25 protein-coding genes and 1 pseudogene are annotated in these 24,407 nt (G+C 65.8%); 18 read left to right on the top strand and 8 right to left on the bottom strand.

Annotation, left to right across the window (positions count from 1 at the left end):
* Window positions 1-40: 40 nt before the first annotated feature.
* The 10 genes from AC07VS_RS12945 to AC07VS_RS12900 all read left to right on the top strand — a co-directional run bounded on the left by AC07VS_RS12945 (window position 41) and on the right by AC07VS_RS12900 (window position 9,022).
* A complete protein-coding gene (locus AC07VS_RS12945; RefSeq protein ID WP_492347719.1) occupies window positions 41-484 on the top strand; it encodes a hypothetical protein in 444 nt (147 codons plus the stop codon).
* Window positions 485-487: 3 nt separating this feature from the next.
* Window positions 488-841, top strand: a complete 354-nt coding sequence (gene sctY, locus AC07VS_RS12940) for a type III secretion apparatus assembly chaperone SctY (protein WP_494751129.1) — start codon at window positions 488-490, stop codon at window positions 839-841.
* Window positions 838-2,925 (top strand): type III secretion system export apparatus subunit SctV, encoded by a 2,088-nt coding sequence (gene sctV / locus AC07VS_RS12935; RefSeq protein ID WP_494751128.1) that lies wholly within the window; start codon window positions 838-840, stop codon window positions 2,923-2,925. Before sctY ends, sctV begins: the two co-directional genes overlap by 4 nt.
* Window positions 2,922-4,172 (top strand): SctD/MshK family protein, encoded by a 1,251-nt coding sequence (locus AC07VS_RS12930; RefSeq protein ID WP_494751127.1) that lies wholly within the window; start codon window positions 2,922-2,924, stop codon window positions 4,170-4,172. Before sctV ends, AC07VS_RS12930 begins: the two co-directional genes overlap by 4 nt.
* Entirely contained in the window at window positions 4,169-4,522 is a 354-nt protein-coding gene (locus AC07VS_RS12925) for a hypothetical protein (protein WP_492347723.1), read from the top strand. Before AC07VS_RS12930 ends, AC07VS_RS12925 begins: the two co-directional genes overlap by 4 nt.
* Window positions 4,491-4,733 carry an EscF/YscF/HrpA family type III secretion system needle major subunit gene (locus tag AC07VS_RS12920; protein ID WP_492347724.1) on the top strand — a complete coding sequence of 81 codons (243 nt, stop codon included), beginning with the start codon at window positions 4,491-4,493 and terminating at the stop codon, window positions 4,731-4,733. The genes AC07VS_RS12925 and AC07VS_RS12920 overlap by 32 nt, the downstream gene beginning before the upstream one ends.
* 9 nt (window positions 4,734-4,742) lie before the next feature.
* On the top strand, window positions 4,743-5,213 hold the full coding sequence (locus AC07VS_RS12915; protein ID WP_494751126.1) for a hypothetical protein: 471 nt from the start codon (window positions 4,743-4,745) through the stop codon (window positions 5,211-5,213).
* Window positions 5,214-5,248: 35 nt separating this feature from the next.
* A complete protein-coding gene (locus AC07VS_RS12910; protein WP_494751125.1) occupies window positions 5,249-5,731 on the top strand; it encodes a hypothetical protein in 483 nt (160 codons plus the stop codon).
* A gap of 223 nt (window positions 5,732-5,954) precedes the next feature.
* Window positions 5,955-7,241 (top strand): hypothetical protein, encoded by a 1,287-nt coding sequence (locus AC07VS_RS12905; protein ID WP_494751124.1) that lies wholly within the window; start codon window positions 5,955-5,957, stop codon window positions 7,239-7,241.
* A gap of 29 nt (window positions 7,242-7,270) precedes the next feature.
* Window positions 7,271-9,022, top strand: a complete 1,752-nt coding sequence (locus tag AC07VS_RS12900) for a SulP family inorganic anion transporter (protein WP_492347728.1) — start codon at window positions 7,271-7,273, stop codon at window positions 9,020-9,022.
* Window positions 9,023-9,222: 200 nt separating this feature from the next.
* On the opposite strand, the gene AC07VS_RS12895 is transcribed toward AC07VS_RS12900, so the two are convergent.
* Complete coding sequence (locus tag AC07VS_RS12895) at window positions 9,223-10,215, bottom strand: MBL fold metallo-hydrolase (protein WP_494751123.1); 993 nt, start codon at window positions 10,213-10,215, stop codon at window positions 9,223-9,225.
* Between the two features lie 184 nt (window positions 10,216-10,399).
* Between AC07VS_RS12895 and AC07VS_RS12890 the strand changes: the two genes are divergently transcribed.
* A complete protein-coding gene (locus AC07VS_RS12890) occupies window positions 10,400-11,347 on the top strand; it encodes a LysR family transcriptional regulator (protein WP_494751122.1) in 948 nt (315 codons plus the stop codon).
* 61 nt (window positions 11,348-11,408) lie between these two features.
* Here the strand turns inward: AC07VS_RS12890 and AC07VS_RS12885 are convergent, their stop codons facing one another.
* The gene (locus tag AC07VS_RS12885) at window positions 11,409-12,122 is read right to left on the bottom strand and encodes a transcriptional regulator NanR (protein ID WP_494751121.1); all 714 of its coding nucleotides are present in this window, start codon (window positions 12,120-12,122) and stop codon (window positions 11,409-11,411) included.
* A 236-nt stretch (window positions 12,123-12,358) separates the two neighbouring features.
* Here AC07VS_RS12885 and AC07VS_RS12880 point away from each other — a divergent pair, with 236 nt between their 5' ends.
* The 5 genes from AC07VS_RS12880 (at window position 12,359) to AC07VS_RS12860 (ending at window position 17,654) form a co-directional block, all read left to right on the top strand.
* A complete protein-coding gene (locus tag AC07VS_RS12880; protein WP_492347734.1) occupies window positions 12,359-13,678 on the top strand; it encodes an MFS transporter in 1,320 nt (439 codons plus the stop codon).
* A 73-nt stretch (window positions 13,679-13,751) separates the two neighbouring features.
* Window positions 13,752-14,582, top strand: a complete 831-nt coding sequence (locus AC07VS_RS12875; RefSeq protein ID WP_494657162.1) for a phosphogluconate dehydrogenase C-terminal domain-containing protein — start codon at window positions 13,752-13,754, stop codon at window positions 14,580-14,582.
* A gap of 12 nt (window positions 14,583-14,594) precedes the next feature.
* The gene (locus AC07VS_RS12870) at window positions 14,595-15,842 is read left to right on the top strand and encodes a ribulose-bisphosphate carboxylase large subunit family protein (RefSeq protein WP_494751120.1); all 1,248 of its coding nucleotides are present in this window, start codon (window positions 14,595-14,597) and stop codon (window positions 15,840-15,842) included.
* A 5-nt stretch (window positions 15,843-15,847) separates the two neighbouring features.
* Window positions 15,848-17,236 carry a 3-oxo-isoapionate kinase OiaK gene (gene oiaK, locus AC07VS_RS12865; RefSeq protein ID WP_494751119.1) on the top strand — a complete coding sequence of 463 codons (1,389 nt, stop codon included), beginning with the start codon at window positions 15,848-15,850 and terminating at the stop codon, window positions 17,234-17,236.
* A gap of 112 nt (window positions 17,237-17,348) precedes the next feature.
* Window positions 17,349-17,654, top strand: a complete 306-nt coding sequence (locus tag AC07VS_RS12860) for an NIPSNAP family protein (protein WP_492347738.1) — start codon at window positions 17,349-17,351, stop codon at window positions 17,652-17,654.
* Between the two features lie 22 nt (window positions 17,655-17,676).
* Here the strand turns inward: AC07VS_RS12860 and AC07VS_RS12855 are convergent, their stop codons facing one another.
* The 4 genes and pseudogenes from AC07VS_RS12855 to AC07VS_RS12840 all read right to left on the bottom strand — a co-directional run.
* Complete coding sequence (locus AC07VS_RS12855; protein WP_494751118.1) at window positions 17,677-17,907, bottom strand: hypothetical protein; 231 nt, start codon at window positions 17,905-17,907, stop codon at window positions 17,677-17,679.
* Window positions 17,908-18,198: 291 nt separating this feature from the next.
* Entirely contained in the window at window positions 18,199-19,110 is a 912-nt protein-coding gene (locus AC07VS_RS12850) for a VOC family protein (RefSeq protein WP_494751117.1), read from the bottom strand.
* Window positions 19,091-20,947, bottom strand: coding sequence for an FAD-dependent oxidoreductase (locus AC07VS_RS12845; protein WP_494658313.1), 1,857 nt, complete (start codon window positions 20,945-20,947; stop codon window positions 19,091-19,093). The genes AC07VS_RS12850 and AC07VS_RS12845 overlap by 20 nt, the downstream gene beginning before the upstream one ends.
* Window positions 20,948-21,163: 216 nt before the next feature.
* A pseudogene (locus AC07VS_RS12840) lies at window positions 21,164-21,396 on the bottom strand (hypothetical protein); the annotation flags it as partial.
* Between AC07VS_RS12840 and AC07VS_RS12835 the strand changes: the two are divergent.
* Window positions 21,350-21,799 carry a cupin domain-containing protein gene (locus AC07VS_RS12835; RefSeq protein WP_494751280.1) on the top strand — a complete coding sequence of 150 codons (450 nt, stop codon included), beginning with the start codon at window positions 21,350-21,352 and terminating at the stop codon, window positions 21,797-21,799. The pseudogene AC07VS_RS12840 and the gene AC07VS_RS12835 sit on opposite strands and share 47 nt — an antisense overlap.
* Window positions 21,796-22,326 (top strand): GNAT family N-acetyltransferase, encoded by a 531-nt coding sequence (locus tag AC07VS_RS12830; RefSeq protein WP_494751116.1) that lies wholly within the window; start codon window positions 21,796-21,798, stop codon window positions 22,324-22,326. Before AC07VS_RS12835 ends, AC07VS_RS12830 begins: the two co-directional genes overlap by 4 nt.
* 56 nt (window positions 22,327-22,382) lie before the next feature.
* Here the strand turns inward: AC07VS_RS12830 and AC07VS_RS12825 are convergent, their stop codons facing one another.
* Complete coding sequence (locus AC07VS_RS12825; RefSeq protein WP_492347767.1) at window positions 22,383-23,363, bottom strand: PDR/VanB family oxidoreductase; 981 nt, start codon at window positions 23,361-23,363, stop codon at window positions 22,383-22,385.
* A complete protein-coding gene (locus AC07VS_RS12820) occupies window positions 23,360-24,400 on the bottom strand; it encodes a Rieske 2Fe-2S domain-containing protein (RefSeq protein ID WP_492347768.1) in 1,041 nt (346 codons plus the stop codon). The genes AC07VS_RS12825 and AC07VS_RS12820 overlap by 4 nt, the downstream gene beginning before the upstream one ends.
* Window positions 24,401-24,407 lie beyond the last annotated feature (7 nt).

Raw genomic sequence — 24,407 nt, 5'->3', positions numbered from 1 at the left:
AGCACTGCGCACGTACCCCGCCCGAACCGAACCCCACACCATGGCCACTTCAACTTCCAACACCGCCACGACCGACACCCTGACCCGCCTGGGCAGCCTGTATGGCTTTTTTCAAGGCCGCGACGTCAAGCCCGGGCGTGCCGAGCACCTCGATCTGAAGGCAATTTTTGGTGAATCGTCGGCGGCCCGGGCCTCGGACCTGGAGTTGCAGGGCCTCAAACACACGGTGGCCATTGGTACGGGCACCGACGCGCTGCTCAATGAGTGGGCCTGTGCGGCGCCCATGCCCTCGGCCCGGGTGTTGACCGCGCTGGGTTTTGGTGAATGCCTGGGCGAGTTGTTGGGCACGCTGCGCCAGGCCAGCAAGGGCGCGAGCGACCCGACCATGGCCCTGGACCTGCGGCGTGCCACGCAAGAGCTGTCGGAACACCTGGCCAACCATGACCTTGCCTACGGCATGGCCCACCAACTGATGCAGGGCTGAGGCATGGCGCTGCCTGAGGATCAACGCGATGTGCTGGGCATGGTGGGGCGCTTGTTCCTGCTGCATGGCGACCCGGCCCGCGCCTGCACCCTGCTGAAGGCCCTGGCCCATCTGGACCCCGGCGAGGCAGGACACCTGCGTGCCCTGGCCCTGGCCCACGCACGGGCCCGCCAGCCCGATCAGGCGCTGGCCGTGCTGGAGCGCCTGATTCTGGCCGGCCGGGTGGATGCCGGCCTGCACGCCCTGCGGGCCCAGGTGCTGAGCACGCTGGGCCGGCAAGATGAAGCCGACGCCGCCATGCAGGCCTTTTTGGCCCTGCGGCGCCACGCAGCCACACCCGTGAAGGCCTTGCCATGAACCGGATGCTGCAAAAACTGGCCTTGCTGGCAGCGCGGCGCAGCGACATCGTGTTGGCGGTGGTGCTGGTGGCCATCATCTTCATGATGATCCTGCCGCTGCCCACGCTGGTGGTGGACGCGCTGATCGGCGTCAACATGACCCTGTCGGCGGTGCTGCTGATGGTGGCCATGTACCTGCCCTCACCGCTGGCGTTTTCGACCTTTCCGTCGGTGCTGCTGGTGACCACGCTGTTTCGCCTGGGCATCTCGATCGCCACCACCCGGCTGATCCTGCTGCAAGGCGATGCGGGCCACATCATCGACACCTTCGGCAACTTTGTGGTGGGCGGCAATCTGGTGGTGGGGCTGGTGGTGTTCCTGATCCTGACCATCGTGCAGTTTGTGGTGATCACCAAGGGGGCTGAGCGCGTGGCCGAGGTGGCGGCGCGCTTTTCGCTCGATGCCATGCCGGGCAAGCAGATGGCCATCGACGGCGACATGCGCGCCGGCACCATCGACATGGCAGAGGCCAAGCGCCGCCGCGGCGTGGTCGAGAAAGAAAGCCAGCTGTACGGTGCGATGGACGGGGCGATGAAGTTCGTCAAGGGTGACGCGATTGCAGGCCTGATCATTGTGTCGGTGAACCTGCTGGGCGGGCTGCTGATCGGCGTGCTGCAGCGCGGCATGCCGGCTGGCAAGGCCATGCAAACCTATTCGATCCTGTCGATCGGCGATGGCCTGATCTCGCAGATCCCGGCGCTGTTCATCTCGATCTGCGCCGGCATCATCGTGACGCGGGTGCAATCCGATGGCGGCGAGGGCAATGTGGGGCGCGACATGGGGGCGCAGATCCTGGCCGAGCCGCGGGCGCTGATGATTGGCGGCTGCATTGCGCTGGGCATGGGCCTGATCCCGGGCATGCCGCTCGAGATCTTTGTGCTGCTGGCCCTGCCGCTGCTGGGCATCGGCTATGCCACCCGCAAAGGGGCCAAGCCGCTCGACGAGGACGGCGACATCAATGACAGCCCGGCCCTGCAGGCCTCGGGCAGCCCACCGCGCCCGGCGCGCAAGGACGGTACCGACGAGTTCGTGCCCACGGTGCCGCTGATTCTGGATGTGTTCACCGGACTCAACCAGGCCATTGACCCACAGCGGCTCAACGATGAGCTGGTCAAGATCCGGCGGGCCCTGTACTTCGACATGGGGGTGCCGTTCCCGGGCATTCACCTGCGCTACAACGACCGGCTGCCGGCCGAGGCCTACCAGATTGTGCTGTCCGAGGTGCCGGTGGCCCAGGGACGCTTGCGCCCGGGCTGGCTGCTGGTGATGGAGCCCGAACAGACCCTCAAATCGCTGGGCCTGAGCTACGAGAGCGACAAACCGTTCTTGCCGGGCATCGAGACTTTCTGGGTGCGTGCCCACCTGGGCGAGCTGCTCAGCCAGGCCGGCCTGCGGGTCAAGACCAGCAGCGAGATCGTCACCTATCACCTGGCCACGGTGTTGCGCCAGCATTCGTCGGAGTTCATCGGTGTGCAGGAGACCCGTTTCCTGCTGACGGCCATGGAGCAACGCTACCCCGACCTGGTCAAGGAGGCCCAGCGCGTGATGCCGGCCCAGAAGATCGGCGAGGTGCTGCAGCGTCTGGTGTCCGAAGACATCTCGATCCGCAACCTGCGCACCGTGCTGGAGGCTCTGGTGGAATGGGGCCAGAAAGAGAAGGACTCGGTGCTGCTGACCGAGTACGTGCGCGGCGCTCTGAAGCGACACATCAGCTACAAGTATTCCGGCGGCCTCAACACCTTGCCGGCTTACCTGCTGGCGCCCAAGGCCGAAGAGGCCGTTCGGGCTGCGGTGCGCCAGACCTCGGCCGGCAGCTACCTGGCGATGGACCCGGCGGTGAGCAAGCGCCTGGTGGACGCCATCAAGCGCAGCGTGGGCACCTTGCCCTCCACCGGCCAAAAGCCGGTGCTGCTGGCCTCAATGGACATCCGCCGCTATGTGCGGCGCCTGATCGAAAGTTCGCTGGCTGATCTGCAGGTGCTGTCCTACCAGGAGCTGACGCCAGAGATCAACATCCAGCCGCTGGCGAGGATCGATCTGTGAGCGCCGACGGCTTTGAGTTTCGGGTGCTGAGCGGGGTGCATGAGGGCGCGGTGGCCGCCTTGCCGCGGCACGACGCCCAGGCCCACTGGCGCGTGGCGCCCGACGACGAAGCCGATCTGATGTTGAGCGACCTGCCGCTGCCGCAGGCCACGCTGTCGCTGCTGGACGACGGCTGGCACTGGGAAGATGCCCTGGGCTCGCTTCACCTGGCCTGGGGCCAGGCGCTGCGCCTGGGCGGGTTGTGCCTGCAAGCGGCCCTGGCCTCGGACCCGGTGCCCACCGCCGAGCAATGCCAGGCCTTGCCCGACCGTCTGGCCCAGGCTGTGCCGGGGCCCGAAGCGGATGCCGAGGCTTCAGCGGAGGCGCCTGTGGACAGGGTTGACGCACCAGACCGCGCTGCGGCAGGTGCCTTGAGCGCTGAGGCTGGCGGCCCGGTCGCAGACCCGCGCCACAAGGCGTCGCTGCCCACCGCCCGGCCGCGCCGTCGCTGGCACCGCGCCTTGCCCTTGGCGGGCTTGCTGGCCCTGGCCCTGGGCCTGTTGGGGGGGGCGCAGCTTTGGTTGCAGCAGGCGGGCGTGCACGAGGCCCATCGCCCAGATGGGATCGAGGTCAGCCCCCTGGACCCGGTTCAAGCCCTGCAGGCCGTGCAGCGCCAATTGGGCCAGGCCGGCTTGGGCGCTGCGGTGCGCGCCACCGCCGTGGCGGGTGGTCGGATCCGCCTGCTGGGCGTGGTTGGCAGTGACGACGCGATGGACACTTTGCTGGCGCGGCTCGCACCCTGGCTGAGCCTGCTGAAGGTGGATCTGCTGACCCAGGCTGAGTTTGCCCGCAATGTGGCCGCCCTGGCCCCGCGTTGGCCGGCGCTGCGCCTGACCGCCGAACCCGGCGGCCGGGTGCGGGTGAGCGGGCCCGTCGGTCCGGATCTGGACCGCGCCGTGCTGGGCGAGCTGATTGCCCAGGCCTTGCCCGAGGCCAGTGCGGTGAGCCTGGACGACCTGGCCATGGCCCAGGGCCCGGGCGCCGGTGCCAGCCCGAGGGGCGTGGCGCGCTCGGCCACTGAGCGACTGCCTCAGGTGGCTGCTGTGGTCAGCGGCGAACGGGCCTATGTGCTGTTGGCCGATGGGCGCCGGCTGTTGCCCGGTGGCCTGGTGCGGCAGGGGCTGGTGCTGGCCCGCATCGACGACAACGCCGTGATTTTTCAGACCAGCGCGGGGCAGACGCTGACCCTGCCCCGAGGTGCCCCATGAACGCCCCATCCCTCTCAGGCCCTGCAGCGCCCGATTTCGACCCGGCTGCGGCCACCCCGCTGGACCTGCACGAGGCCCTGTCCGGGCCGCAAGCCGGGCTGCTGCGACAGCAACTGGACCAGCACCTGGCCCAGGTCGAGTCTGGTTTGCTGGCGCGCAGCCGCCAGGCCCTGCGCCCCGAGGTGCAGCGCGACATGGCCGCCGCCCTGGCGGCCCTGGGTGCGGCGCGCCAGGTGCTGCAACGCCTGAACCTGAGCGGGCCCAGCGCCCTCGACAGCCCTTTGACGAATCGTCGTTTTTTTCAACCGGAGCCCCACCATGACCATCAGCAACAGCGCCCTGTCGTTTGACAGCCTCAGCACCAACATGCTCTCTGCCATGCAGGCCGTGGAGTCCAACCTGCAGCAGACCCTGGCCGCGGCGGCGTCCAACCCCGACACCATCACCATGCTCAAGGTGCAGCAGCAGGTGCAGCAGTGGTCGCTGATGTCATCCATCCAGAGCACGGTGGTCAAGGAAGTGGCCGATGCCATGAAGGCGGCCATCCAGAAGGCCGGCTGAGGACAGCGCATGAAGGCCCCCCTGGACGGCTTTGAGCTGTTGATCAACGACCTGGCCCCGCCGGCCGAGCCGGCCGCGGCGGGTAGCCCAGGCCTGAGCTTTGGCAGCGAGGCACATGCCGGCCGCGTGAGCCGCCACCGGAGCCGGCCCGGCGCCTTGTTGATCGAAATCGAGGTGCTGCCCACGTTTGAAACCCCGTTGCCGGGCGATGCCCCGGTGTGGGCGCTGCTGCACGGCCTGAACCATGAGGCCGCGTTGGGCGAGGGCTGGCTGATCAGCCTGGATGACGACGAGGTGCTGCAGCTGAACCGCGTGCTGTCCTGGCAGGGCCTGGCCGCGGCCGACTTGCGCGCCACCCTGGCTGACGGCCTGCAGCGCGCGGCCAGCCTGCGCACGCTTTGGCAGTCGTTGGCGCCCTTGGCGGCCACTGCTGATGCGGGGGTCGAGCCGATCGGCATGGCCCATGTGCTGCGCGGCTGAACCCACGGCCCCCATTTCAAAAACGTTCCCCGCCCATGACCATCGACCCTGATTTTCAAGCCCTGTTGAGCGCCCTGGTGGCTGCGATGGCGGGCGATACCGCCCCTTCAAGCGCGTCCGCCGACCCCGGCCTGTACGGGCTGGAGTTTGAAAGCGGCGAGCACGCCCTGCGTCTGGGCCAGCACCCCGGTCAGTCGGCCATGGTGCTGCTGGAGGTGGACGTGCTGCCCGCTGAGGCCTTGCAGCCCAGCGACGAGCGCCCGCTGTGGCGCTGGCTGCACCAGTTCAACCATGAGGCCCTGCGCGCCGAGGGCTGGGTGGCCAGCGTGGACGACGAGGGCGTGCTGGTACTGCAGTGGCAAGGCCCGTGGGCCGGCCTGGGCGTGGCCGATCTGCAGGCCCTGATGAGCGAGGGCCTGCAACAGGCCGAAGACTTGGCCCGCCAGTGCCGCGAGCCCCAGGCTGAACCCGATGCCGAAGGGGTGCTGCCCCTGGGCAGCAATGCCCTGATGGGCTGAGGAATTGACGATGCCGATCACTACTTTTCAGGGCCTGAGGGGCAACAGCGCTGCGAACATCGCCAGCACCATTGGCAGCAATGAAGCAATCATTGGCAATGCCAAAGACAAGCTGGCTGAGTTGGGCAGGGCGTTGTTGAGAGATGACAACAGTGGCCGTGTCAGGGACGGGGTTTTGCGCCTGCGCAGCCACAAGGGGCGGCAAGACGCGTCGCTGGATTTGGTGGGCGCCAAGCGCTGGGGTGGCTTGTTCGGCAAGGCTCATTCAACGGCGCGTCTGGCGACCGGCAAGGCCATGCAGACCTTGTTGGCCAAAGCGGGCGCGAGTTCGGCGGTGCTCGCTGAGTTCAAGAATGAATGTGACAAGGCCGGCAAGAAAGGCGTGTCGGCCGAGGTGATGCTGCGTTTTATTGGGCGGGCGCAGCAGCAGGTTCAATCGGAGCACAGCCTGGAGGGCCTGTATCAAAAAATTGGACTGACGTTGAAAAGTGTGAACGCCAATCCGATCGGCGTCGGCGCCCATGGCGCTGTGGGCAAAGCCAGCTATGCGGGCGAGAACATGGTGCTCAAGGAGTTCGAGGCCCCCAAGAATTTGAAGCTGGCAGGGCCAGACGGTAAATTTGACCGCGCGCAATTGAACGGCGCGGCCACCTACCTCAAGGGGGTGCCCGGTTTTGTAGCGCCCCGCCTGTACATCGTGGCAGAGCAATTGAACGATGCCCAAGGGGATGACACTCGCTACCACGCCGTGCCCGCAGACAAGCGCTTTCGCGAGTGGGCTCTGGAGCAGCCATCCGAGGCGACTGAGCGCTTGCAGATTGTCGCGACGGTCATGCCCGAGGCCTGTGGGCCCAGCATGGACAACATCATGAACGACACCGCGCATCGGGTGCCCAGCAGTCAATGGCAAAAGGCATTGCACAACGGCTTGCACACCTTGTCGCAATTGCATGCCCATGCGGCAGTGCACGGCGACATCAAGCCCAATAACTTCTGCATGGATGTCAAGACAGGGCAACTGGATTTGATTGATTCCGATGGTCTGAACAAATTCAGCAAACGGGCGGATGCACGGGCAGGGGAGGACGTGAATCAGGTCACTCAGGCGTACAACCTGCCTAGAGGCTCCAAGGCTGATTTGAGAAAGAAGCGCGGCTTGGAGCATGACCTGTTTGGCCTGGGCATGAGTGTGCTGGTGGCCTCACTTGAGAACCGGGGTGAAGCTCAGGTTGTCAAAGATCTTCTCAACGATGTCAGAGACAAAAGCAGCGGTGTAGCGATCTACCAGGCCACCGTGAATCGCAATTACAGCACCGCCCTGGTGCGCCAGGATCTGAGCAGCGAGATGGATGGGCGGCTTGCTGGGATACGCCTCACAGCCGCCGAGCAAGAGGCGCTGGACCTGGTGAAGTGCACGCTGGCCCAACCCGGCATGACCTACACCCGCTTCGATGCCAACGCGCCAGACAAGCACCCGTTCCACGACTGGTATGCCCGCGGCACGCCCTGAGCTTTGACCCACGCTGAAGGCCCACGCCCATGAAAATCCTCTCCCTGCTGTTCCCGTTTCTGACCAACTGGCCGCGCCTCACGGCCGAAACGCTGAAATTCGATCTGATGGCCGCCCTGACAGGCGCCATTCTCATCGTGCCCAAAGGCGTGGCCTATGCCACGATTGCCGGCTTGCCGCCCGAGTACGGCCTGTACACCGCCATGGTGCCGGTGGTGGTGGCGGCGCTGTGGGGCTCAAGCTGGCAGATGGTGTCGGGGCCGACCACGGCGCTGTCGATCGTGGTGTTTTCCACCATCAGCCCAATGGCCGAGGCGGGCACGCCCGATTACGTGCGCCTGGTGCTGACGCTGACCCTGCTGGTGGGGATGATCCAGGTGGGGCTGGGCCTGCTTCGGATGGGCGGCTTGGTCAATTTTGTATCGCATTCGGTGATCGTGGGCTTCACGGGAGGGGCAGCGCTGCTGATCGTGGCGAATCAGGTGGCCAGCTTTTTTGGCGTGCCGATTGCGCGGGGCTCTTCGTTCTTCGGTACCTTTCAGCAACTGGGGGCGCAGTTCGACCAGATCCAGCCCTGGGTGGTGGCGGTCAGCGTGTCCACGGTTCTGGGCGGTCTGGCCTTCAAGCGCTGGGTACCCAAGGTACCCTACCTGATCGGGGCCATCGGCGTGGGCGCGGCGGTGGCGGCGGTGCTCAATGCGCTGCTGGGCCAGCAGGTCACGCACATCAAGATGATCTCGGCCATGAGCCTGGGGCTGCCGCCGCTGACGGCGCCTGATTTCGATCTGGCGGAATGGCGTCAGCTGCTGCCGGCGGCGGCCGCGGTGTCGATTCTGGCCTTGACCGAGGCGGCCTCGATTGCGCGCTCGCTGTCCAGTCGCACCGGGCAACGGGTGGATGGCAACCAGGAGTTCATCGGCCAGGGCCTGGGCAATCTGGCAGGCGCGTTCTGTTCAAGCTATGTGTCCAGCGGCTCGTTCAACGCTTCGGGGGTGAATGTCGAGTCAGGGGCACGCAGCCCGCTGGCGGCTGTGGCGATGGCCTTCATTTTGTTCGCGCTGGTGTTCTTCCTGGGGCCGATGGCACGCTACCTGCCTTATGCGGCCATGGCGGGGCTGCTGGTGTTGGTGGCCAGCACGCTGGTCGATGTGGCCGAGATTCGCAAGACCTGGCGCATCAGCCCGCGCGAAGGGCTGATCCTGATCGCCACCTTTGCGTCGGCCCTGGTGTTTCACCTCGAGACCGCCATCTACATCGGTGTGGCCCTGTCGGTGCTGTTGTACCTGTACCGCACCTCGCAGCCGCCGCTGCAGGTGGTCACGCCTGATCCGGGCACACCGCAGCTGAGCTTCAGGCCGGTGCAAGGTCAGCTCGAATGCCCGCAGCTGGAAATCATCCGTGTCGATGGCTCGCTGTTCTTCGGCTCGATCACCCATGTGCAGCAGGGCATCCATGCGCTCGATGAGTTGGGCGTGCGGCAGAACAACCTGATGCTGATCGCCTCGGGCATCAATGTGATCGACTTGTCGGGTGCCGAGATGCTGGCGGCCGAGGCCAGGCGTTTGCGTGAACGCGGCGGCCACCTGTACCTGTACGACCTCAAGCCCGAGCCATTGAAGATGCTGGAGCAAAGTGGCTGCCTGGACCTGATCGGCCGCGACCAGGTGTTTGCTGCTGGCGAGGATGTGGACCGGCGTCTGGTCAAAGCCTTGCAGCCCGAGTTGTGCAGGCAGTGCAAGACACGGGTCTTCAAGGGCTGTGCCAGCATGCCGGCGGGTTGAGGCCAGTGGCCGGTGCCTGGCGATGACCGTCGCGGCGCCGTGGTACCCCGCCCGCATGAGGTCTTGCACCCCTGGGCAGGAACCCCGGCCTGGTTGTCCTCACTGGCCCAGCGGAACAAGGCCTGGAAGAGGGCCGCGCAGGTCGGGCGGCCACTGATCGTGGCCCGTTCCGGCCCTGCGCCTGTTCAGCGCAAGAGCGCTTACTTCACCTGGCTGCTGTAGTTCAACGGCTCCCAGACAAAGCCCTTGCCCGCTGCGCGCAGGCGGCCTACGCCGGGGAAGGGGAAGTGCGCCACGGCCACCAGGCTGCCGTCCTTGGCCAGGGCCTTGAACACGCTGGCCCGGGCCGTGCGGGCATGGGCCTCGTCGCTGTCGAAGCCGATGGTGATCTCGGGTGACTCAAGCTGCACCGCGGCCACATGGATCAGGTCGCCCAGCAGGACCATCCGCTGCCCATCGCTTTCCAGCACATACACGTTGTGGCCCGGGGTGTGGCCATGGGTGGCCTGGCTGCGCAGGCCCGGCACGATCTCGCCATCGGCCTGGAAGGTCTTGAGCTTGCCGGCCTCGGCATAGGGGTTCAGCGAGGCCATGGCGCCCTGGAAGAAGCCTTTTTGTGCATCGGGCGCAGCGGCCAGGCTGGTGGGCGACAGCCAGAAATCCTTGTCGGCCTGGTCGGCGTGCACGGTGGCGTTGGGGAACACCACCTTGCCCTCAGACACCAGTCCGCCCACGTGGTCGGGGTGCATGTGGGTGATGACGATGTCGTCCACCTGTTCGGGCTGGTAGCCCGCGGCCTTGATCTGGGCTGACAGGCGCCCCAGGGTGGGGCCGAACAGGGCGCCAGCGCCCGCGTCTACCAGCACCAGGCGGCTGCCGGTGTTGATCAGGAAGGCGTTGACCGAGGTCTCGAGCGGGGCCTTCAGGTAGTGCTTGCCCAGGCCCTGGGCCACCCGGCCCTTGGGGGCGTGCAACAGTTGATCGACCGGCAGGTCCACGGTGCCGTCGCTGAGGGCCGTCACCTCGAACGAGCCCACCATCAGGCGGTACCAGCCCGGGGCCTGGGTTTTCTGCATCGGGGCCGCGGCCTGGGCCACGCTGGCGGTGCCGGCCAAGCCGCCCAGAGCAAGCGCCAGGGCCAGCCCGAGGCGTGCTGCGGGCTTGGAGATGGGGTTTGAATGCCATGTTTTCATGAAGTGTCCTTGGGTGCAGGTTGCAGGGATGGAATGGAAACAGCGGCTATTGTTGTTTTTTGCGAAAAACAGAACAATACGAAGATGTGCAAAGTATCTTTGCGATGTTTGCAAAGTCAATGCGGGCCTGCCCGCAGGCTCTGGCAGCGTTCATCTCCCTGACCCGGTTCGGTTCCCAAGCCCCATGATCGATTCTCTCAAGACCTTTCTCGCCGTGGCCAGCAGCGCCAATTTCTCCGAGGTGGCACGCCAGCAGGATGTGGCGGTGTCCTCCGTCACCCGCAAGGTGGATGCGCTGGAGGCCGAGTTGGGCACGCCACTGTTCCACCGCAGCTCGCGTCGCATCCACCTGACCGATGCGGGCGAGCAGTTCGTGCCACGGGCCCGCACCATCCTCAGCGAGATCGCCGCGGCCCGCGATGCCTTGCACCAACTCGACGACCTGCCCCGTGGCCCGCTGACCGTGGCGGCGCCCACCGTGTTCGGGCGCCGCCATGTGGTGCCGGCCGTGGCTGGCTTCATGCACCAGTACCCCGGTGTGGAGGTGGATCTGCACCTCAGCGACCAGGTGATCGACCTGGCCGAGCAGGGGGTGGATGTGGCCATCCGCATCGGCGTGCTGCCCGACAGCGACCTGCAGGCCACCTTGCTGGCGCCGGTGCGCCTGGTCACCTGTGCCAGCCCGGCCTACCTGGCGCGGGCCGGGCGGCCGGCCTCGCCGATCGAGCTGCTGCAGCACGAATGCATCAGCGTGGCCACGCCGCCAGCGCCGTCGTTCATCTGGCGCTATGCGGGCGTCAACCGCAATCAGCCCCTGGCCGTGCGGGGGCGGTTTCGCACCGACGACAAGGACGGCATGTTGCAAGCGGCGCTGGGCGGTTTGGGCGTGCTGCACATCGCCACCTGGGTGGTGAGCGACCACCTGCGCGACGGCAGCCTGGTGGCCTTGTTCCCGGAGGAGTTGGGTGCGCCACCGGCTGCGGGTTTGCCAGGTATCCACGCCGTGCGTGCGCCGGGCAGGGGCCGCTCTCAGCGGGCACGATTGTTCATGGCCCACCTGCGGGCGGCCATCGGTGAGCCGGCGTGGTGGGACCGGGTGCCTGGATCGGTTCAGGAGGCCGTCATGGCATGACGGCGCTATTCACGTGTGAAAGTGCAGGCTGAGCACCCCGGGTTCTGGCTGCCCGGGGCCGTCACACGGTCTGCCCTTGCGGGTTTAGATAGAGCTTGTTGGCGCGGGTCAGGTGGGCGCGCATGGCTTCGGCGGCGGCCTCGGGCTGGTGTAGCGCAATGGCGTCCACGATGCGGTCGTGCTCGGCCAGCGTCAGGTCTTCCACCCCGGGGGCGCGCACCATGGCTTGGTAGTATTCGCCAGCCCAGCGGAACAGGGCCTCGACGATGGCCGGAAAGATCGGGTTGCCGCTCACCGTGGCCAATTCACGGTGGAAATGCATGTCCAGTTCGATGAATCGCTCCAGGTCGTTCAGCGAGGCACGGTGGCGTGCCACCGCGAGGCGCAAACGGGCGATGTCTTCCTCGGTGGCGCGTTCGGCGGCCTGGCGGGCCATGCCGATCTCCAGAAACAGCCGGGCATCCTTCAAATGCTCCAGCGAGTCGGGCTGGCTGCGCAGCAGGTGCATGGCACCGCCAGCAATCTGAGCGATCAGCCGGTCGGCGGTAGGCACCACCACACGGGCGCGTTCGCCATGCGCGATCTCCACGATGCCTGATCGTTCGAGGGTCTGCAGTGCCTCGCGCACGGCAGGGCGGCCCACGCCGTATTCCTCCATCAGTTCGCGCTCGGAGGGTAACTGCCCGCCCGGTGGGATGGCGCCTGAGCGAATGCGCGTCATCAGGCGATCAAGAACCTCCTGGAACAGTTTGCGGCGCTGGATCGGTTCGGTCATGACGGGCGGGCTCGGTGGCAGGGGCTGGGCGAAATCGGCGATTTTCGATTATGGCCCGTCAGTGACTCACTCCGAGGCCTGGTCACGGCCCTCGCCAAGCCAGGTAGGCGTCCTCCGTGAAAACCCCAGTGCGGGGATTTTTCAATCAGTGGTCTACTCATCACACCAGTTCATCAGACCAGCTGGAAGAGGCCCTGTCCATGACGTGGGGCGGCTCAAAACAACGAGGAGACTTCGTGAACAGTTCTGTCAAAACCGTGGAGCAAAGCGCGATCCGCAAGGTGTCGTGGCGGCTCGTGCCCTTTGTGGCGCTGATGTTTTTCATCAATTTCCTGGATCGCACCGCGATTTCATTTGCCGGCCCCAACGGCATGAGCAAGGACCTGGCGCTGTCGGCGGCTCAGTTCGGCATGGCCGCCGGCATCTTTTTTGTGGGCTACATCGTGCTGGAGATCCCCAGCAACCTGGCGCTGCACAAGTACGGCGCGCGTCGCTGGCTGTCGCGCATCATGGTGAGCTGGGGTGTGGTGGCCTTGTTGTTCACCTGGGTGAGCAACGTCGAGGGCCTTTACGCACTTCGCTTTCTGCTGGGGGTGGCGGAGGCCGGGTTTTTTCCGGGCGCCATCCTGTTCCTGAGCCAGTGGGTGCCGGCGCGTTACCGCAGTCACATCCTGGGCCTGTTCTACCTGGCACAACCCCTGACCACCGTGATCGGTGCGCCGCTGGCGGCCCTGTTGATCGAGGCCAACGGGCTGTTCGGTTTGGCGGGTTGGCGCATCATGTTCTTCGGCGTGGCCGTGCCGGCCATCGTGGTCGGCTTCATCGCCTGGTTCTACCTGGCCGACAAGCCCACCGATGCCCGCTGGCTCAGTGCCGAAGAGCAGCGCTGGTTGACTGACGAGTTGGCTCAGGAGGCCCGCCAGAAGGCCAAGACCCCCGGCGCCCAGGCGGGTCTGGCGCTGCGCGATGGCCGGGTGTGGCTGTTCAGCCTGGTGTACTTCGGCTTCATCTACGGCCTGTATGCGCTGGCCTTCTTCCTGCCCACGGTGATCGGCGGCTTCGAGGCCCAGTTCGGCAGCAAGTTCAATGTGTTCCAGAAGGGCCTGATCACGGCCATCCCTTACCTGCCGGCGGCCGTGGCCTTGTACCTGGCCACCCAGCATGCCACCCGCCACGGGGTGTCGCGCTGGCATGTCGGGCTGCCCGCCTTCATTGGGGCGGCCAGCATTCCTTGCGCCTTGTACATGCAGTCGCCAGTGACCACGGTGGCGGTGATCACCGTCACGGCCTGCGCGATCTTTGCCGCGCTGCCCAATTTCTGGGCGCTGCCGGCGCGCTTCCTCAGCGGTGCCGGGGCCGCCACGGGCCTGGCGCTGATCAACACCGTGGGCAACCTGGCCGGCTTTGCCGCCCCCTTCATCACCGGCGCGCTGAAAGACAGCAGCGGCGGCTACCAGCTGCCCATGTTGGTGGTCGGCGCCCTGATGGCCGTGGCCGGTGTGCTGGTGCTCAAGGTGGCACACCCCGCCATGCCGCGTGCCGCGGCGCTGGCCTGAACCCTCTGCGCTCAGCGCAGCTTTTTCTGCAAGGGCCCAAGCCTGGGCCCATCGACTTCAAGGAGAACTCCAGATGAATCCCAAAATTGCCTTGTTTGGCGCTGGCGGCAAGATGGGCGTGCGCCTGTCCAAGAATCTGCTCAACTCACGCTTTCGCGTGGCCCACGTCGAACCCGGCGCGGCGGGGCAGCAGCGCCTGCACGATGAGCTGGGCCTGTCGGTGGTCAGCACCGAAGAGGCGCTGAAGGATGTGGACGTGGTCATTTTGGCCGTGCCCGACACCCTGATCGGCAAGATCTCGCACCAGATCGAACCCCAGCTCAAGTCCGGCGCCATGGTGATGGTGCTGGATGCCGCCGCCCCCTTTGCCGGCCACCTGCCCCAGCGGGCCGACCTCACCTACTTTGTGGCCCATCCCTGCCACCCACCGATCTACAACAACGAGACCAGCGAAGCCGCGCGCAAGGACTACTTTGGCGGCGGCTTTGCCAAGCAATCGATCACCAGTGCCCTGATGCAGGGCCCCGAGTCGGCCTTTGACCTGGGTGAGGAACTGGCCAAGACCATCTATGCACCCATCCTCAACTCCTACCGCCTGACGGTGGACCAGATGGCCCTGCTGGAGCCGGGCCTGTCAGAAACCGTCTGTGCCACCTTGCTCGACGTGATGCGCGAGGCCATGGACGAAACCGTGCGCCGAGGGGTGCCGGCCGAGTGCGCGCGCGATTTTCTGCTGGGCCACATGAACATCCTGGCCGCGGTGATCTTCAAGGAGATCCCGGGCGCCTTCTCGGATGCCTGCAACAAGGCCATCACCTTCGGCAAGCCACGGTTGATGCGCGACGACTGGATCAAGGTCTTCGAGCGCGAAGAGATCGCCGAAAGCATCCGCCGCATCACCTGAGCAAGGCACCCCATGGAACGCATACACGCCACCTATTGGCTGGAGACCGGCGACGACCCGGCCCGGGCGGCCGAGGTGATTGCCGGCGAACAGTCCAGCGGCACCTTTGTGGCCCTGCCCACCGAGACGCCTGAGCTGAAGGCCCGGGCCGGCGCCCGGGTCGAACGCCTGCAGATCCTCGACAGCAGCCTGGTGCCCAGCCTGCCCACGCCTGCCCCCGCGACCAACGGGCGCTACACGCGGGCGCTGCTGGAGCTGTCGTGGCCGCTGGCCAACCTGGGGCCCTGCCTGCCCACCCTGATGGCCACCGTGGCCGGCAATCTGTACGAGCTGCGCTGCGTCACCGGCCTGCGCCTGATCGATCTGCAACTGCCCCCGGCCTTTGCCCAGGCCTACCCCGGCCCGGCCTTTGGCGTGGCTGGCACGCGCCGCCTCAGCGGCGTGTCCAGCGGGCCTTTGATCGGCACCATCATCAAGCCCAGCGTGGGCCTGAGCGTGCAGGAGACGGCCGAGCAGGTGCAACTGCTGGTGGATGGCGGCATCGACTTCATCAAGGACGACGAGCTGCAGGCCGACGGCCCGGCCTGCCCCTTCGACGAGCGCGTGAAGGCCGTCATGCGCGTGGTGCGCTCGGCGGCTGACCGGCTGGGCCGCATGCCCATGGTGGCTTTCAACCTGACCGGCAATCTGGACCAGATGAAGCGCCGCCACGACCTGGTACTGGCCGAGGGCGGCACCTGCGTGATGGCCTGCCTGAACTCGATCGGCCTGGTCGGCATGACCGAGCTGCGGCGCCATGCCCAACTGCCGATCCACGCCCACCGTGCCGGCTGGGGTTACCTGAGCCGCTCGCCGCAACTGGGCTTTGACTACGCGCCCTGGCAGAAGCTGTGGCGCCTGGCCGGGGCCGACCACCTGCACGTGAACGGGCTGCGCAACAAGTTCAGCGAAGCCGACGACAGCGTGATGGCGGCCGCCCGCGCCGTGCTGGCGCCTGTGATGGACAGCGCCCCAATGACCGGCATGCCAGTCTTCAGCTCGGGCCAGACCGGGCTGCAGGCGCACGACACCTACGCCGGCCTGGGCAGTGCCGACCTGATCCACACCGCCGGCGGTGGCATCTTTGGCCACCCGGGTGGCGTGGCTGCAGGGGTACAGTCGTTTCGCGATGCCTGGCAGGCGGCGCAAGAGGGCATTGAGCTGGAGCGGGCGGCCCTGGATTCACCGGCCCTGGCCCAGGCTCTGGGGTACTGGCGATGAATGCGATGAATGCCATAGAAAGCCCCTTGCAGGCGGCTTTGCCCGAGGGCTTGCTGCTGGCCTACTACGGCGATGATTTCACGGGCTCGACTGACGCCATGGAGGCGATGACCGCTGCTGGCGTGCCCACCGTGCTGTTCCTGGAGCCACCTGCGCCAGAGGCCTTGCAGCGTTTTCCGGGCGTGCGCTGCGTGGGCCTGGCGGGCTCGTCGCGCGGTCGCAGCCCTGAGTGGATGGCCCGCCACCTGCCCCAGGCCTTTGCCAGCCTGAAGGCGCTGGGGGCGCCCATCCTGCATTACAAGGTGTGCTCTACCTTTGACTCGTCGCCCGCCATTGGATCCATCGGCTGCGCCATCGAGATCGGGCTGCAGCACATGGGGGGCGACTGGAGCCCCACGGTGGTGGGCGCGCCCCGGCTGCGCCGCTACCAGGTGTTCGGGCACCTGTTCGCGGCCGTGGAGGGCGTGGGCTATCGCCTGGACCGCCATCCCACCATGTCGCGCCACCCGGTCACCCCCATGGGCGAATCGGATCTGCGCCGTCACCTGGCAGCGCAGACCCCGCGTCGCACGGGCTTGGTCGACATGGTGCAACTGAAGGCCGGCGATGCCCTGGCCCAACTCAGGGTCTGTCGTCAGGCCGACGCTGCGGCCCCCATCGTGTTCATCGATGTGCTGGACGATGAGACGCTGCTCGAAGCCGGCCGCCTGATCTGGACTCAGCGCGGCGGTGGGCTGTTCAGCGCTTCGTCTTCGGGTCTCAGCTACGCGCTCACGGCCTATTGGCGCAGCCAGGGCTGGCTGCCCGCCAGTGCTGACCTGCCCGAGGCCGCGCCTGTGCCGGTGATCGCGGCGGTGAGCGGCAGTTGCTCGCCCGTCTCGGCAGGCCAGATCCGCTGGGCCAGGGCCCATGGCTTTGCCACCGAGCGGCTGGACATCGCAGCCTGCCTGCTGCCCGAGCGGCGCGAGGCCGAACTGCAGCGCGTGCTGACGCAGGCCGGCGCTGCCCTCTCGGTCGGGCGCAGTGCCCTGGTCTTCAGCGCCGAAGGCCCGGACGACCCCGAGGTGCTGGCCTTTGACCAGCACGCCGCCCGGGCCGGCCTGAGCCGGGCCGAGGCGGCGCGTGCGGTGGGCGCGGGCCTGGCCGAGGTCATGAAACGACTGTTGGACCAGCATCCCCTGCAGCGCGTGGTGGTGGCCGGTGGCGACAGTTCGGGCGAGGTGGCCAGCGTGCTGGGCATCGAGGCCCTCACGGTGCTGGCCCGCATCACGCCCGGCGCGCCCCTGTGTCGGGCCTGGTCCGCGAACCCGCGGCGCGATGGCTTGGAGCTGATCCTCAAGGGCGGCCAGATGGGCGGCGAGGCCTTTTATGGCCAGGCCTTGCACGGGGAGTGACGCGCCGCCGGAGGGGTTTCATGTGGCGGCCAGGGCCCTTGCCCACGGGCGCGCCACGGCCGCTGGGCACGGTATATTGCCCCGACCTCAACAACCCGGCCCGGCCCCGAACATGATCACCTGCCATCTGCGCTACGTCATCGATCCCACCCAGCTTCAAACCTTCGAGCACTACGGCAAACTCTGGATCAGTCTGGTGAACCGCCTGGGTGGCATCCACCATGGCTACCTGCTGCCCTCCGAAGGCGCCAACAACATTGCGCTGGCCTCGTTCTCGTTCCCCTCGCTCGCGGCCTACGAGGTCTACCGCACCCGCTCGCAAACCGACCCCGAATGCCAGGCCGCCTTCAAGCTGGCCGAGGACACCCGCTGCATCCTCAGCTACGAGCGCAGCTTTTTTCGGCCGGTGTTTGAATAGGCGCCTCGGTGTGAGGCAGCGCTCAACCAGCCACCCATGTTCTGGCCAGTGCCGCGTCCGGGTGTTCGAAGGCCGGCGCAAATGCCTGCAGCTCTTGCGGCGTCATGTCCAGCCGGCGAGCCGTGCTGGTCGACACCCCCCTGCGCGAGCACAGATTGGCCTGCGACAGCCCCCGGCGCCGGCGGGCCAGCGCAAGGCTTTGGCCGAGTGCCTTGATCGCTCGATCGACGGGGAGGTTGTTGGCGGGGGGCATGGAGAGTGATCCGGGGTGGGGGCTGAAAGGATGTCAGCGCCCGGCGTCATGCTGGTTCCATCAAGTAACCCTGTGCATCAAGTAGGCGATCTCATTTGAGCTTCTCTGTTTATGAAGCACCCTAAAAAGATCGATTAATGCTTGGTGAGGCACAGGGAATCCAGGGTGAGGGCGATCGGCAAGTTCTGTAGTGGGGATGCGGATGGCGCTGATGTGTTGTACAAGCCTTGCATTGAAGAAGGTCTCAATTTCCAGTTGCGATACTTCCGGGAAGGATCTCATTGGGACACCTTACGGGCCGATCAGACCGAGACGCAGTCCGTGGGTCGAACACTGGTCAATCCAGAGAATGGCGCCGTCTGGCCTAGTGCCCATGCCGCGATCTTCAAGTACGAATTCGGCGTGAGCCAGATCACTCACGCGCCATGTCAGGGCCGCGATTCGAAGCTCCGGGCCCGGCGATAGCGTGAGGCCTACTCCTGGCGAGGCAAGACCGACGGATCCGCCGATGCATGCCCACGCATTCGCCGTCGATGCCGTGTCGATAGTCTCCAAATGAATCGAGTGCAACCCCTGGATGCCGAGTAGACCACCCGACAGCGCATCCAACTCAGCTGCGAATCGCGCGCGCCGTTCGGCTGTGGATTCGCCTTTTGGCCACGGTGAAATGGGGGCTTGTGGATTCCAATGGCAAAAGAAAACCTGGCATCCAGGACCTGACGCATCATTGACCAGGCATTTGGTGAAATTGTTCTCAAGCTGCCCATCTCGCCCAGGTGTTTGCCACGTCTTGAGGGCTTGGCATCCAACGCCCTGAGCTTCGAGAGTTTGAGAGACGTTTTGAATATCGGATGGCCAGAGAGCGATTCCAGCAAAGCAAGGTAATTTTGTGCCCTGTGGAAGGTCGTTGTCGGATAGCGCTTGCCACAGTTCCAGTTGGACGTTGCCGGCATTGACCCATGCATAGCGAGCGAACGTTTCGGTGCGGACAGGCCAACTCAGGGGAAGCCCCAGTATTCCCGAAAATAGATCAAGCTCGTCATCCAGGTTCTTCACGCGGATGTAAATGTGGTCTATTCCGAGGGAGAGGCTCACGGGCTGAAAATCGAGGATGGCACGGTGCCGGTGAATTGAATTGAGCATTGCAATGGCAGGACGCAAGCATGCCAGGTGATGTGCCTTTTCATTGAACAGTGGCCCCATTCACCGCCCCTCGCCAGGGCGTCTTTTGAAAGCCGTCAGCGCTCCATCGTTCGCTGCCGATGCCGTGGTGCACGATGAAAAGGTCGTCGGGATCGTAGAGTGCCTTCACCTGCTGCAATCGCTTGTGGTGCTCGCCCCAGAATGCATCTGCCCAGGCGGGCTCGAAGTAGTTGCTTTCTGCAAGGTACGACGCATCGAAGCCCACCAGTTTTCGCAACTCTGCCATGCAGGCGCTGACAGCGGTCCTCCGTTTTCGGGCGGAAGCCTCATCTGGCTCGTGGCCTGCAATACCCGGGTACGCAGGGGGTTCTTCGGCGCCACTGATGGCCAGGGCAAATGCACTGAGCACTGCCGGGTTGATCGCCGTGTCGCGGGCGGCATCAACCACATCGCTTGGGGCTCCGGCCAGTCCCTTGTTCAGATGGAGTGACAGCCCCCAGTGAGAGGCCGCCCTCATCAACGCGTCCAAAAGTTCGACCCGGCGAGCGGGCTGGAGCAGCGACTCTGGCAGCCACACCGAATCAAAGCCGTGCAACACCTGGCCGGCTTGGCCTTGGTCGCCGGGCCAGAAGACATTGGTGGCCGGGGCTCCTGGCCGATCGTCGCGCCGAATCAAACCAAGTACACGCTTGAGCAGGGTGGGTGAAAAAAATGTCCGGGCAGACGTAGAGAGGATCTTCAGGGGAGCGAAATCAAGCTGGTACAGCTCCGGCGCACGGTCCAATGCGTCGAAGAACTCTTGCCATACTTCCTTGGCCTCGTGGCGTGTGAGCCCCTGAAACACCATGGACACCTTGATCGTCAAGCCGGTGAACCGGATCTGCTCGCCCCAGTGCGGGCTCACCAATCTCTTGGCAAGAAAATCAACCACCAGTGCAATCAGGCTTCTGTAGGCCTCCTGCGAGGTGGCTCGAACCGTGAAATTGACCGCGCCAAAGGTCTCTGGCAGCGGGTGAACCTTGAGTGTGAGCTGAGTCACCACGCCGAAGGTTCCGCCACCGCCACCTTTCAAGGCCCAAAAGAGGTCTGGGTTTGTTCTGGCGTTCGCGGTCCGGAGCAAGCCGTCTGCCGTCACGACCTGTGCTTCGATCAGGCTTGCCGCCGCCAGGCCGAATGCCTTCGAGAAACTTCCAAAGCCGCCGCTCTGAATGAGGCCCCCGACACCCACACTCAGGCAGCCGCCGCCCTGCACATAAGCGCCGCCGTGGGTGACCACGGCATCGTAGACCTCACCCCACAAAGCCCCAGAGCCCACGGTGACCGCGCGAACCGGGGTGGCATGACCCTCGCAGCCTTGCGCTGTGAAGGCCTCGTGCAGATGGATCTGTCTGAGCTGCCGAGTCCACACCAACAGCGAATCAGGTGCATTCGAAGTTCCCTGGTAGCTGTGTCCGCCGCCTTTGATCACCAGGCGGAGCTTGTTCTGACGGGCGAAATCAACGGCAGCCACCACATCAGCAGCTTGTCGTGCCGCGACGGCATAAACACTGGGCATCGAGGTCCAGCCATCCACCCAGCCCAGTGTCTGCGTCAGCCCCGGCTCATCGCTGATGAAGTAGGGGTTCTTCAGGTTTTGGAACAGCGCTGTACACGAGGTACCGCTGCTGGCGGCACACGCTACAAGAGGTGATCGCACCTCGATGAGGGCGTCACCGACTTGCGCGCGAAGGTCTGCCCATTTCTCTTGCGCTGGCCATGCGCTGCTCCCGGGGCGTGCACGAGACGGCAGGGTTTGACTGCGCGCTGCAGCCCTCACCTCGGTTGATCTGCCAAAGGGTGAGAAGAGGGCTGACAGCACTGCCAGGAAGACTCGCCTGCGGTTCAAGAACATCATCATGGGCTCATAGAGCGTCAAGGTTTCACGGAGTCTATCGAAGCCACAGACGATCTGCGCAGTGGGTGCGACATCCTAGCGATTGGATCGGCGGGGCACGGGACATGCTGACGAATGGGTCTACCGAAAAGTAGCACGGCACTTTGGCCGCTCAGTCTTGGCTTGGCGTCACATTCGCTTCCGTGACCGTCTGCGCCGTCATTTCCTGGGCCGCACGCTCTTGCTCTCCGTGGCCGGCTTGGCGGCCAGCGGGCCGATGCTGCCCAGGCCCGGCACGGCGGTGCTGGTGATCACAGCCACCAGCTTGCCACGGCTGGTGTACTTGAAGGCTGAGATCGGAGGGGGGCGCCGGGGGAGTCGGCCAGGGCCAAGTGGTGCTGGTTGACCCGTTGCTTGGTGCCGGCCATGGCCGATGGGTTTGGTATCTCATTGGCCGCGCTGTTTGCCGGCACCGCAGCCGGCCCAGCGCCCGAGCCCCTGGCGCGGCGGGCCGATCAGCCGGTCTGGACCGACCCCGCTTCGGGCTATGTGCGGCGCCACCTGACGCCGACGGGCAGCGACACCCCGCTGGATTTGGTGGAGGTGACCTTTCCGCCGGGTGAAACCGTGGTGTTTGACAACCCGGTGCGCAAGGCGCCCACCCAGCAGCAGCTCTGGTTGTTGGAGGGGGTGATGGAAGTGAGCGTGCCCCCCGAGCGCTGGCCACTGGCGCCCGGGGATTGCCTGCTCATCACCCTGGGGTCCCGAATCACCTTTCACAACCCCGGTGCTGCCCCCGCACGCTATCTGCTGGCCCTGATCGCGCCCGCCCAGACACCCATCCTGACCCCAGCCCCTCATGGGAGTTTTGCATGACCCAGCACCACCTTGTCCAGTGCACGCCAGAGCGCCACGCCCAGGCCATTCTCGACATCTTCAATGAGGCCATCGAAAGCTCGACCGCCTTGTACGACTACCAGCCCCGCTCGCCGGCCAGCATGGAGACCTGGTTTGCCAACAAGCAAAAAGCCCACTTTCCGGTGATCGGCATCGAGGATGGGGCGGGCACGCTGCTGGCCTTTGGCAGCTATGGCACGTTTCGCGCCTGGCCCGCCTACAAGTACACGGTGGAGCACTCGGTGTACGTGCACAAAGACCACCGGGGCAAGGGCCTGGGCGTGCAGGTGATGCAGGCGCTGATCGAAGCGGCAGGCCAGTCGGATGTGCACGCCATGGTTGACGCGATTGATGCCGCCAATGTCGGCAGCATCGCGCTGCACAAGCGCCTGGGCTTTCAGCATGGCGGCACCTTGCCGCAGGTGGGATTCAAGTTTGGGCGCTGGCTGGATCTGGCCTTCTATCAGCTGACCCTGCAAACGCCGCTGAACCCCGTGGATGGATGATGGTGGGGGCTTGATGCGCGCCATGCCAGCAGCCCAGGGGCTGCCGGGCCGCTGCCTCAAAGGTCCAGCACCAGGCGCTCTGACAGCGCGCGCGAGCAACACGGCAGGAACTGCTGGTTCGCGGCCTTTTCCTCGGCGCTCAGGTAGGCATCGCGGTGCTCGGGCTGACCGGCCAGCACGGGGGTCAGGCAGGTGCCGCACACGCCTTGCAGGCAGGCCGTCATCAATGGCACACCGGCCGCAGTGAGGGCGTCGGCGGCGCTGCAATCAGGGGCCACCCACACGGTCTTGCCGCTGCGCGCCAGTTCAATCTCGAAGCCGCGGTCGCCCGCCTGGGTCTGCACACTGGCACCAAAGTATTCGTAATGCAACTGCGCTTCGGGCCAGCCGGCGCTGCGAGCGGCGGCCAGGGTGGCTTCGATGAAGCCCTGCGGGCCGCACACGTACACATGGGTGCCGGGCTCGGGGTGGGCCAGCAGTGCGTTCAGGTCCAGCCTTTGCTCCGGCGGGCCGTCGTCAAAGTGGTGCTGCACCCGCGCGGCCAGATCGGGTTCTGCCAGGCGTTCCAGGTAGGCCGCCTGGGCGCGTGAGCGGGCGGCGTAGTGCAGGCTGAAGCGGGCGCCGGTCGCCTGCTGATCAGGGTGCGCCAGGTGCTGGGCCATGCTCAGCAGCGGCGTGATGCCGATGCCCCCGGCCAGCAGCAGGTGGTGGCTTGCCGATGGGGCCAACTCAAAGTGGTTGCGCGGGCCACGCACCTGCAGGGTTTGCCCAGGCTGCACGGCCTCATGCACGGTCCGTGAGCCGCCGCGCGACGCCGGGTCGAGCAACACGCCCAGGCGGTAGACCCGGTTCTCAGCCGGCGCATTGACCAGCGAGTATTGGCGCACCAGCCCCTCGCCCAACTGCAGCTCCAGGTGGGCCCCCGGGCTGAAGGGGGGCAAGGTCTGGCCTGGCAGTGCTTCCAGCTCCAGCGTGCAGATGCGTTCGGTGGCGGCCTGTTTGCGCACCACGCGCAGGGTCAGCAGGGCTTCGTTCATGCGCTGGTACCGGCCTGCTCTGCGGCCATGATGCGGTCCAGGATTTTGCGTGCCTGCACGCCGCCGGCGTCGATGTTGAGCATCAACAGCTTGCGGTTGGGCCATTGCAGCAGGTTTTGCTGCTGGCGCTCCAGCATTTCCTGGTCTTCGGCAAAGATCCCTCCCTGGCCCTGGCGGATCTGCGCGGTGAGTGCGGCATCCTGCGGCTTGAAGTGCCGCGCCATGCCCCAGAAATACCAGATCGAGGTCTCGGTCTCGGGGGTGATGAAGTCGACCACGATGCTGGAGGCCTTGACTGCCTCGGGGGCGTCGTAGCCACCGTGGCCGGCCAGGGCCACGCCCACCTCGATCAGCACGTGGCTGGGCGGCGTGAAGTGGCAGATCTGCCAGCGGTCCACCGGCTGGTCATCAGGCAGGCCGTTCATGCGCAGTGCCATCTGCCAGAAGGGCGGGGGCTGGATGCCTTCCATGAAGCGGCTGGTGATCACCTCGTCGCCTTCGACCCGGGTGCGGCAAGGGGTTTCGTCGATCTCTTTCTGGCCGATGCTGGTGCTGTGCACATAGGTTTCGTGCGTCAGGTCCATCAGGTTGTCGATCATCAGGCGATAGTCGCAACCGATGTGGTACAGGCCACCGCCATAGGCCCATTCGGGGCTGACGGCCCACTCCAGGTGCGGGATCAGGGCCGGGTCGGCCTTGGCCGCATCACCGGGCCAGACCCAGATGAAGCCGTAGCGCTCCACCACCGGGAAGGGGCGCACGCCCGGGAAGGCGTGCACACGCTGGCCGGGCATGGCCACCGTCTTGCCATCGCAGCCCATCTCCAGTCCGTGGTAGCCGCACACCAGCTTGCCCTCGCACACCTTGCCCAGCGACAACGGGGCGCCCCGGTGCGGGCAGAAATCTTCCAGCGCCACCGCCTGCTGTTCGGGCCCGCGGTAAAACACCATGCGGTGCCCACAGATCATTCGGCCCAGGGGTTTGTCGCTGATTTCGTCGGGCGTGCAGGCCACATACCAGGTATCTTGAGGGAACATTGCTTGT

Source organism: Curvibacter sp. GW821-FHT01G03, assembly GCF_059422285.1.
Note: the sequence above shows the minus strand (reverse complement) of the source record. Positions and strands in the feature narration are given on the sequence as shown.

Bases quoted from the DNA above. Each gene is read 5' to 3' on its own strand.
- AC07VS_RS12820 (WP_492347768.1), bottom strand. From the start codon at position 24,400: ATGTTCCCTCAAGATACCTGGTATGTGGCCTGCACGCCCGACGAAATC.
- AC07VS_RS12835 (WP_494751280.1), top strand. From the start codon at position 21,350: ATGGCCGATGGGTTTGGTATCTCATTGGCCGCGCTGTTTGCCGGCACC.
- AC07VS_RS12845 (WP_494658313.1), bottom strand. From the start codon at position 20,947: ATGATGATGTTCTTGAACCGCAGGCGAGTCTTCCTGGCAGTGCTGTCA.
- AC07VS_RS12910 (WP_494751125.1), top strand. From the start codon at position 5,249: ATGACCATCGACCCTGATTTTCAAGCCCTGTTGAGCGCCCTGGTGGCT.
- AC07VS_RS12900 (WP_492347728.1), top strand. From the start codon at position 7,271: ATGAAAATCCTCTCCCTGCTGTTCCCGTTTCTGACCAACTGGCCGCGC.
- AC07VS_RS12825 (WP_492347767.1), bottom strand. From the start codon at position 23,363: ATGAACGAAGCCCTGCTGACCCTGCGCGTGGTGCGCAAACAGGCCGCC.
- AC07VS_RS12915 (WP_494751126.1), top strand. From the start codon at position 4,743: ATGAAGGCCCCCCTGGACGGCTTTGAGCTGTTGATCAACGACCTGGCC.
- AC07VS_RS12885 (WP_494751121.1), bottom strand. From the start codon at position 12,122: ATGACCGAACCGATCCAGCGCCGCAAACTGTTCCAGGAGGTTCTTGAT.
- sctV (WP_494751128.1), top strand. From the start codon at position 838: ATGAACCGGATGCTGCAAAAACTGGCCTTGCTGGCAGCGCGGCGCAGC.
- AC07VS_RS12860 (WP_492347738.1), top strand. From the start codon at position 17,349: ATGATCACCTGCCATCTGCGCTACGTCATCGATCCCACCCAGCTTCAA.
- AC07VS_RS12925 (WP_492347723.1), top strand. From the start codon at position 4,169: ATGAACGCCCCATCCCTCTCAGGCCCTGCAGCGCCCGATTTCGACCCG.
- oiaK (WP_494751119.1), top strand. From the start codon at position 15,848: ATGAATGCCATAGAAAGCCCCTTGCAGGCGGCTTTGCCCGAGGGCTTG.
- AC07VS_RS12895 (WP_494751123.1), bottom strand. From the start codon at position 10,215: ATGAAAACATGGCATTCAAACCCCATCTCCAAGCCCGCAGCACGCCTC.
- AC07VS_RS12855 (WP_494751118.1), bottom strand. From the start codon at position 17,907: ATGCCCCCCGCCAACAACCTCCCCGTCGATCGAGCGATCAAGGCACTC.
- AC07VS_RS12945 (WP_492347719.1), top strand. From the start codon at position 41: ATGGCCACTTCAACTTCCAACACCGCCACGACCGACACCCTGACCCGC.
- AC07VS_RS12830 (WP_494751116.1), top strand. From the start codon at position 21,796: ATGACCCAGCACCACCTTGTCCAGTGCACGCCAGAGCGCCACGCCCAG.
- AC07VS_RS12920 (WP_492347724.1), top strand. From the start codon at position 4,491: ATGACCATCAGCAACAGCGCCCTGTCGTTTGACAGCCTCAGCACCAAC.
- AC07VS_RS12870 (WP_494751120.1), top strand. From the start codon at position 14,595: ATGGAACGCATACACGCCACCTATTGGCTGGAGACCGGCGACGACCCG.
- sctY (WP_494751129.1), top strand. From the start codon at position 488: ATGGCGCTGCCTGAGGATCAACGCGATGTGCTGGGCATGGTGGGGCGC.
- AC07VS_RS12875 (WP_494657162.1), top strand. From the start codon at position 13,752: ATGAATCCCAAAATTGCCTTGTTTGGCGCTGGCGGCAAGATGGGCGTG.
- AC07VS_RS12890 (WP_494751122.1), top strand. From the start codon at position 10,400: ATGATCGATTCTCTCAAGACCTTTCTCGCCGTGGCCAGCAGCGCCAAT.
- AC07VS_RS12850 (WP_494751117.1), bottom strand. From the start codon at position 19,110: ATGGGGCCACTGTTCAATGAAAAGGCACATCACCTGGCATGCTTGCGT.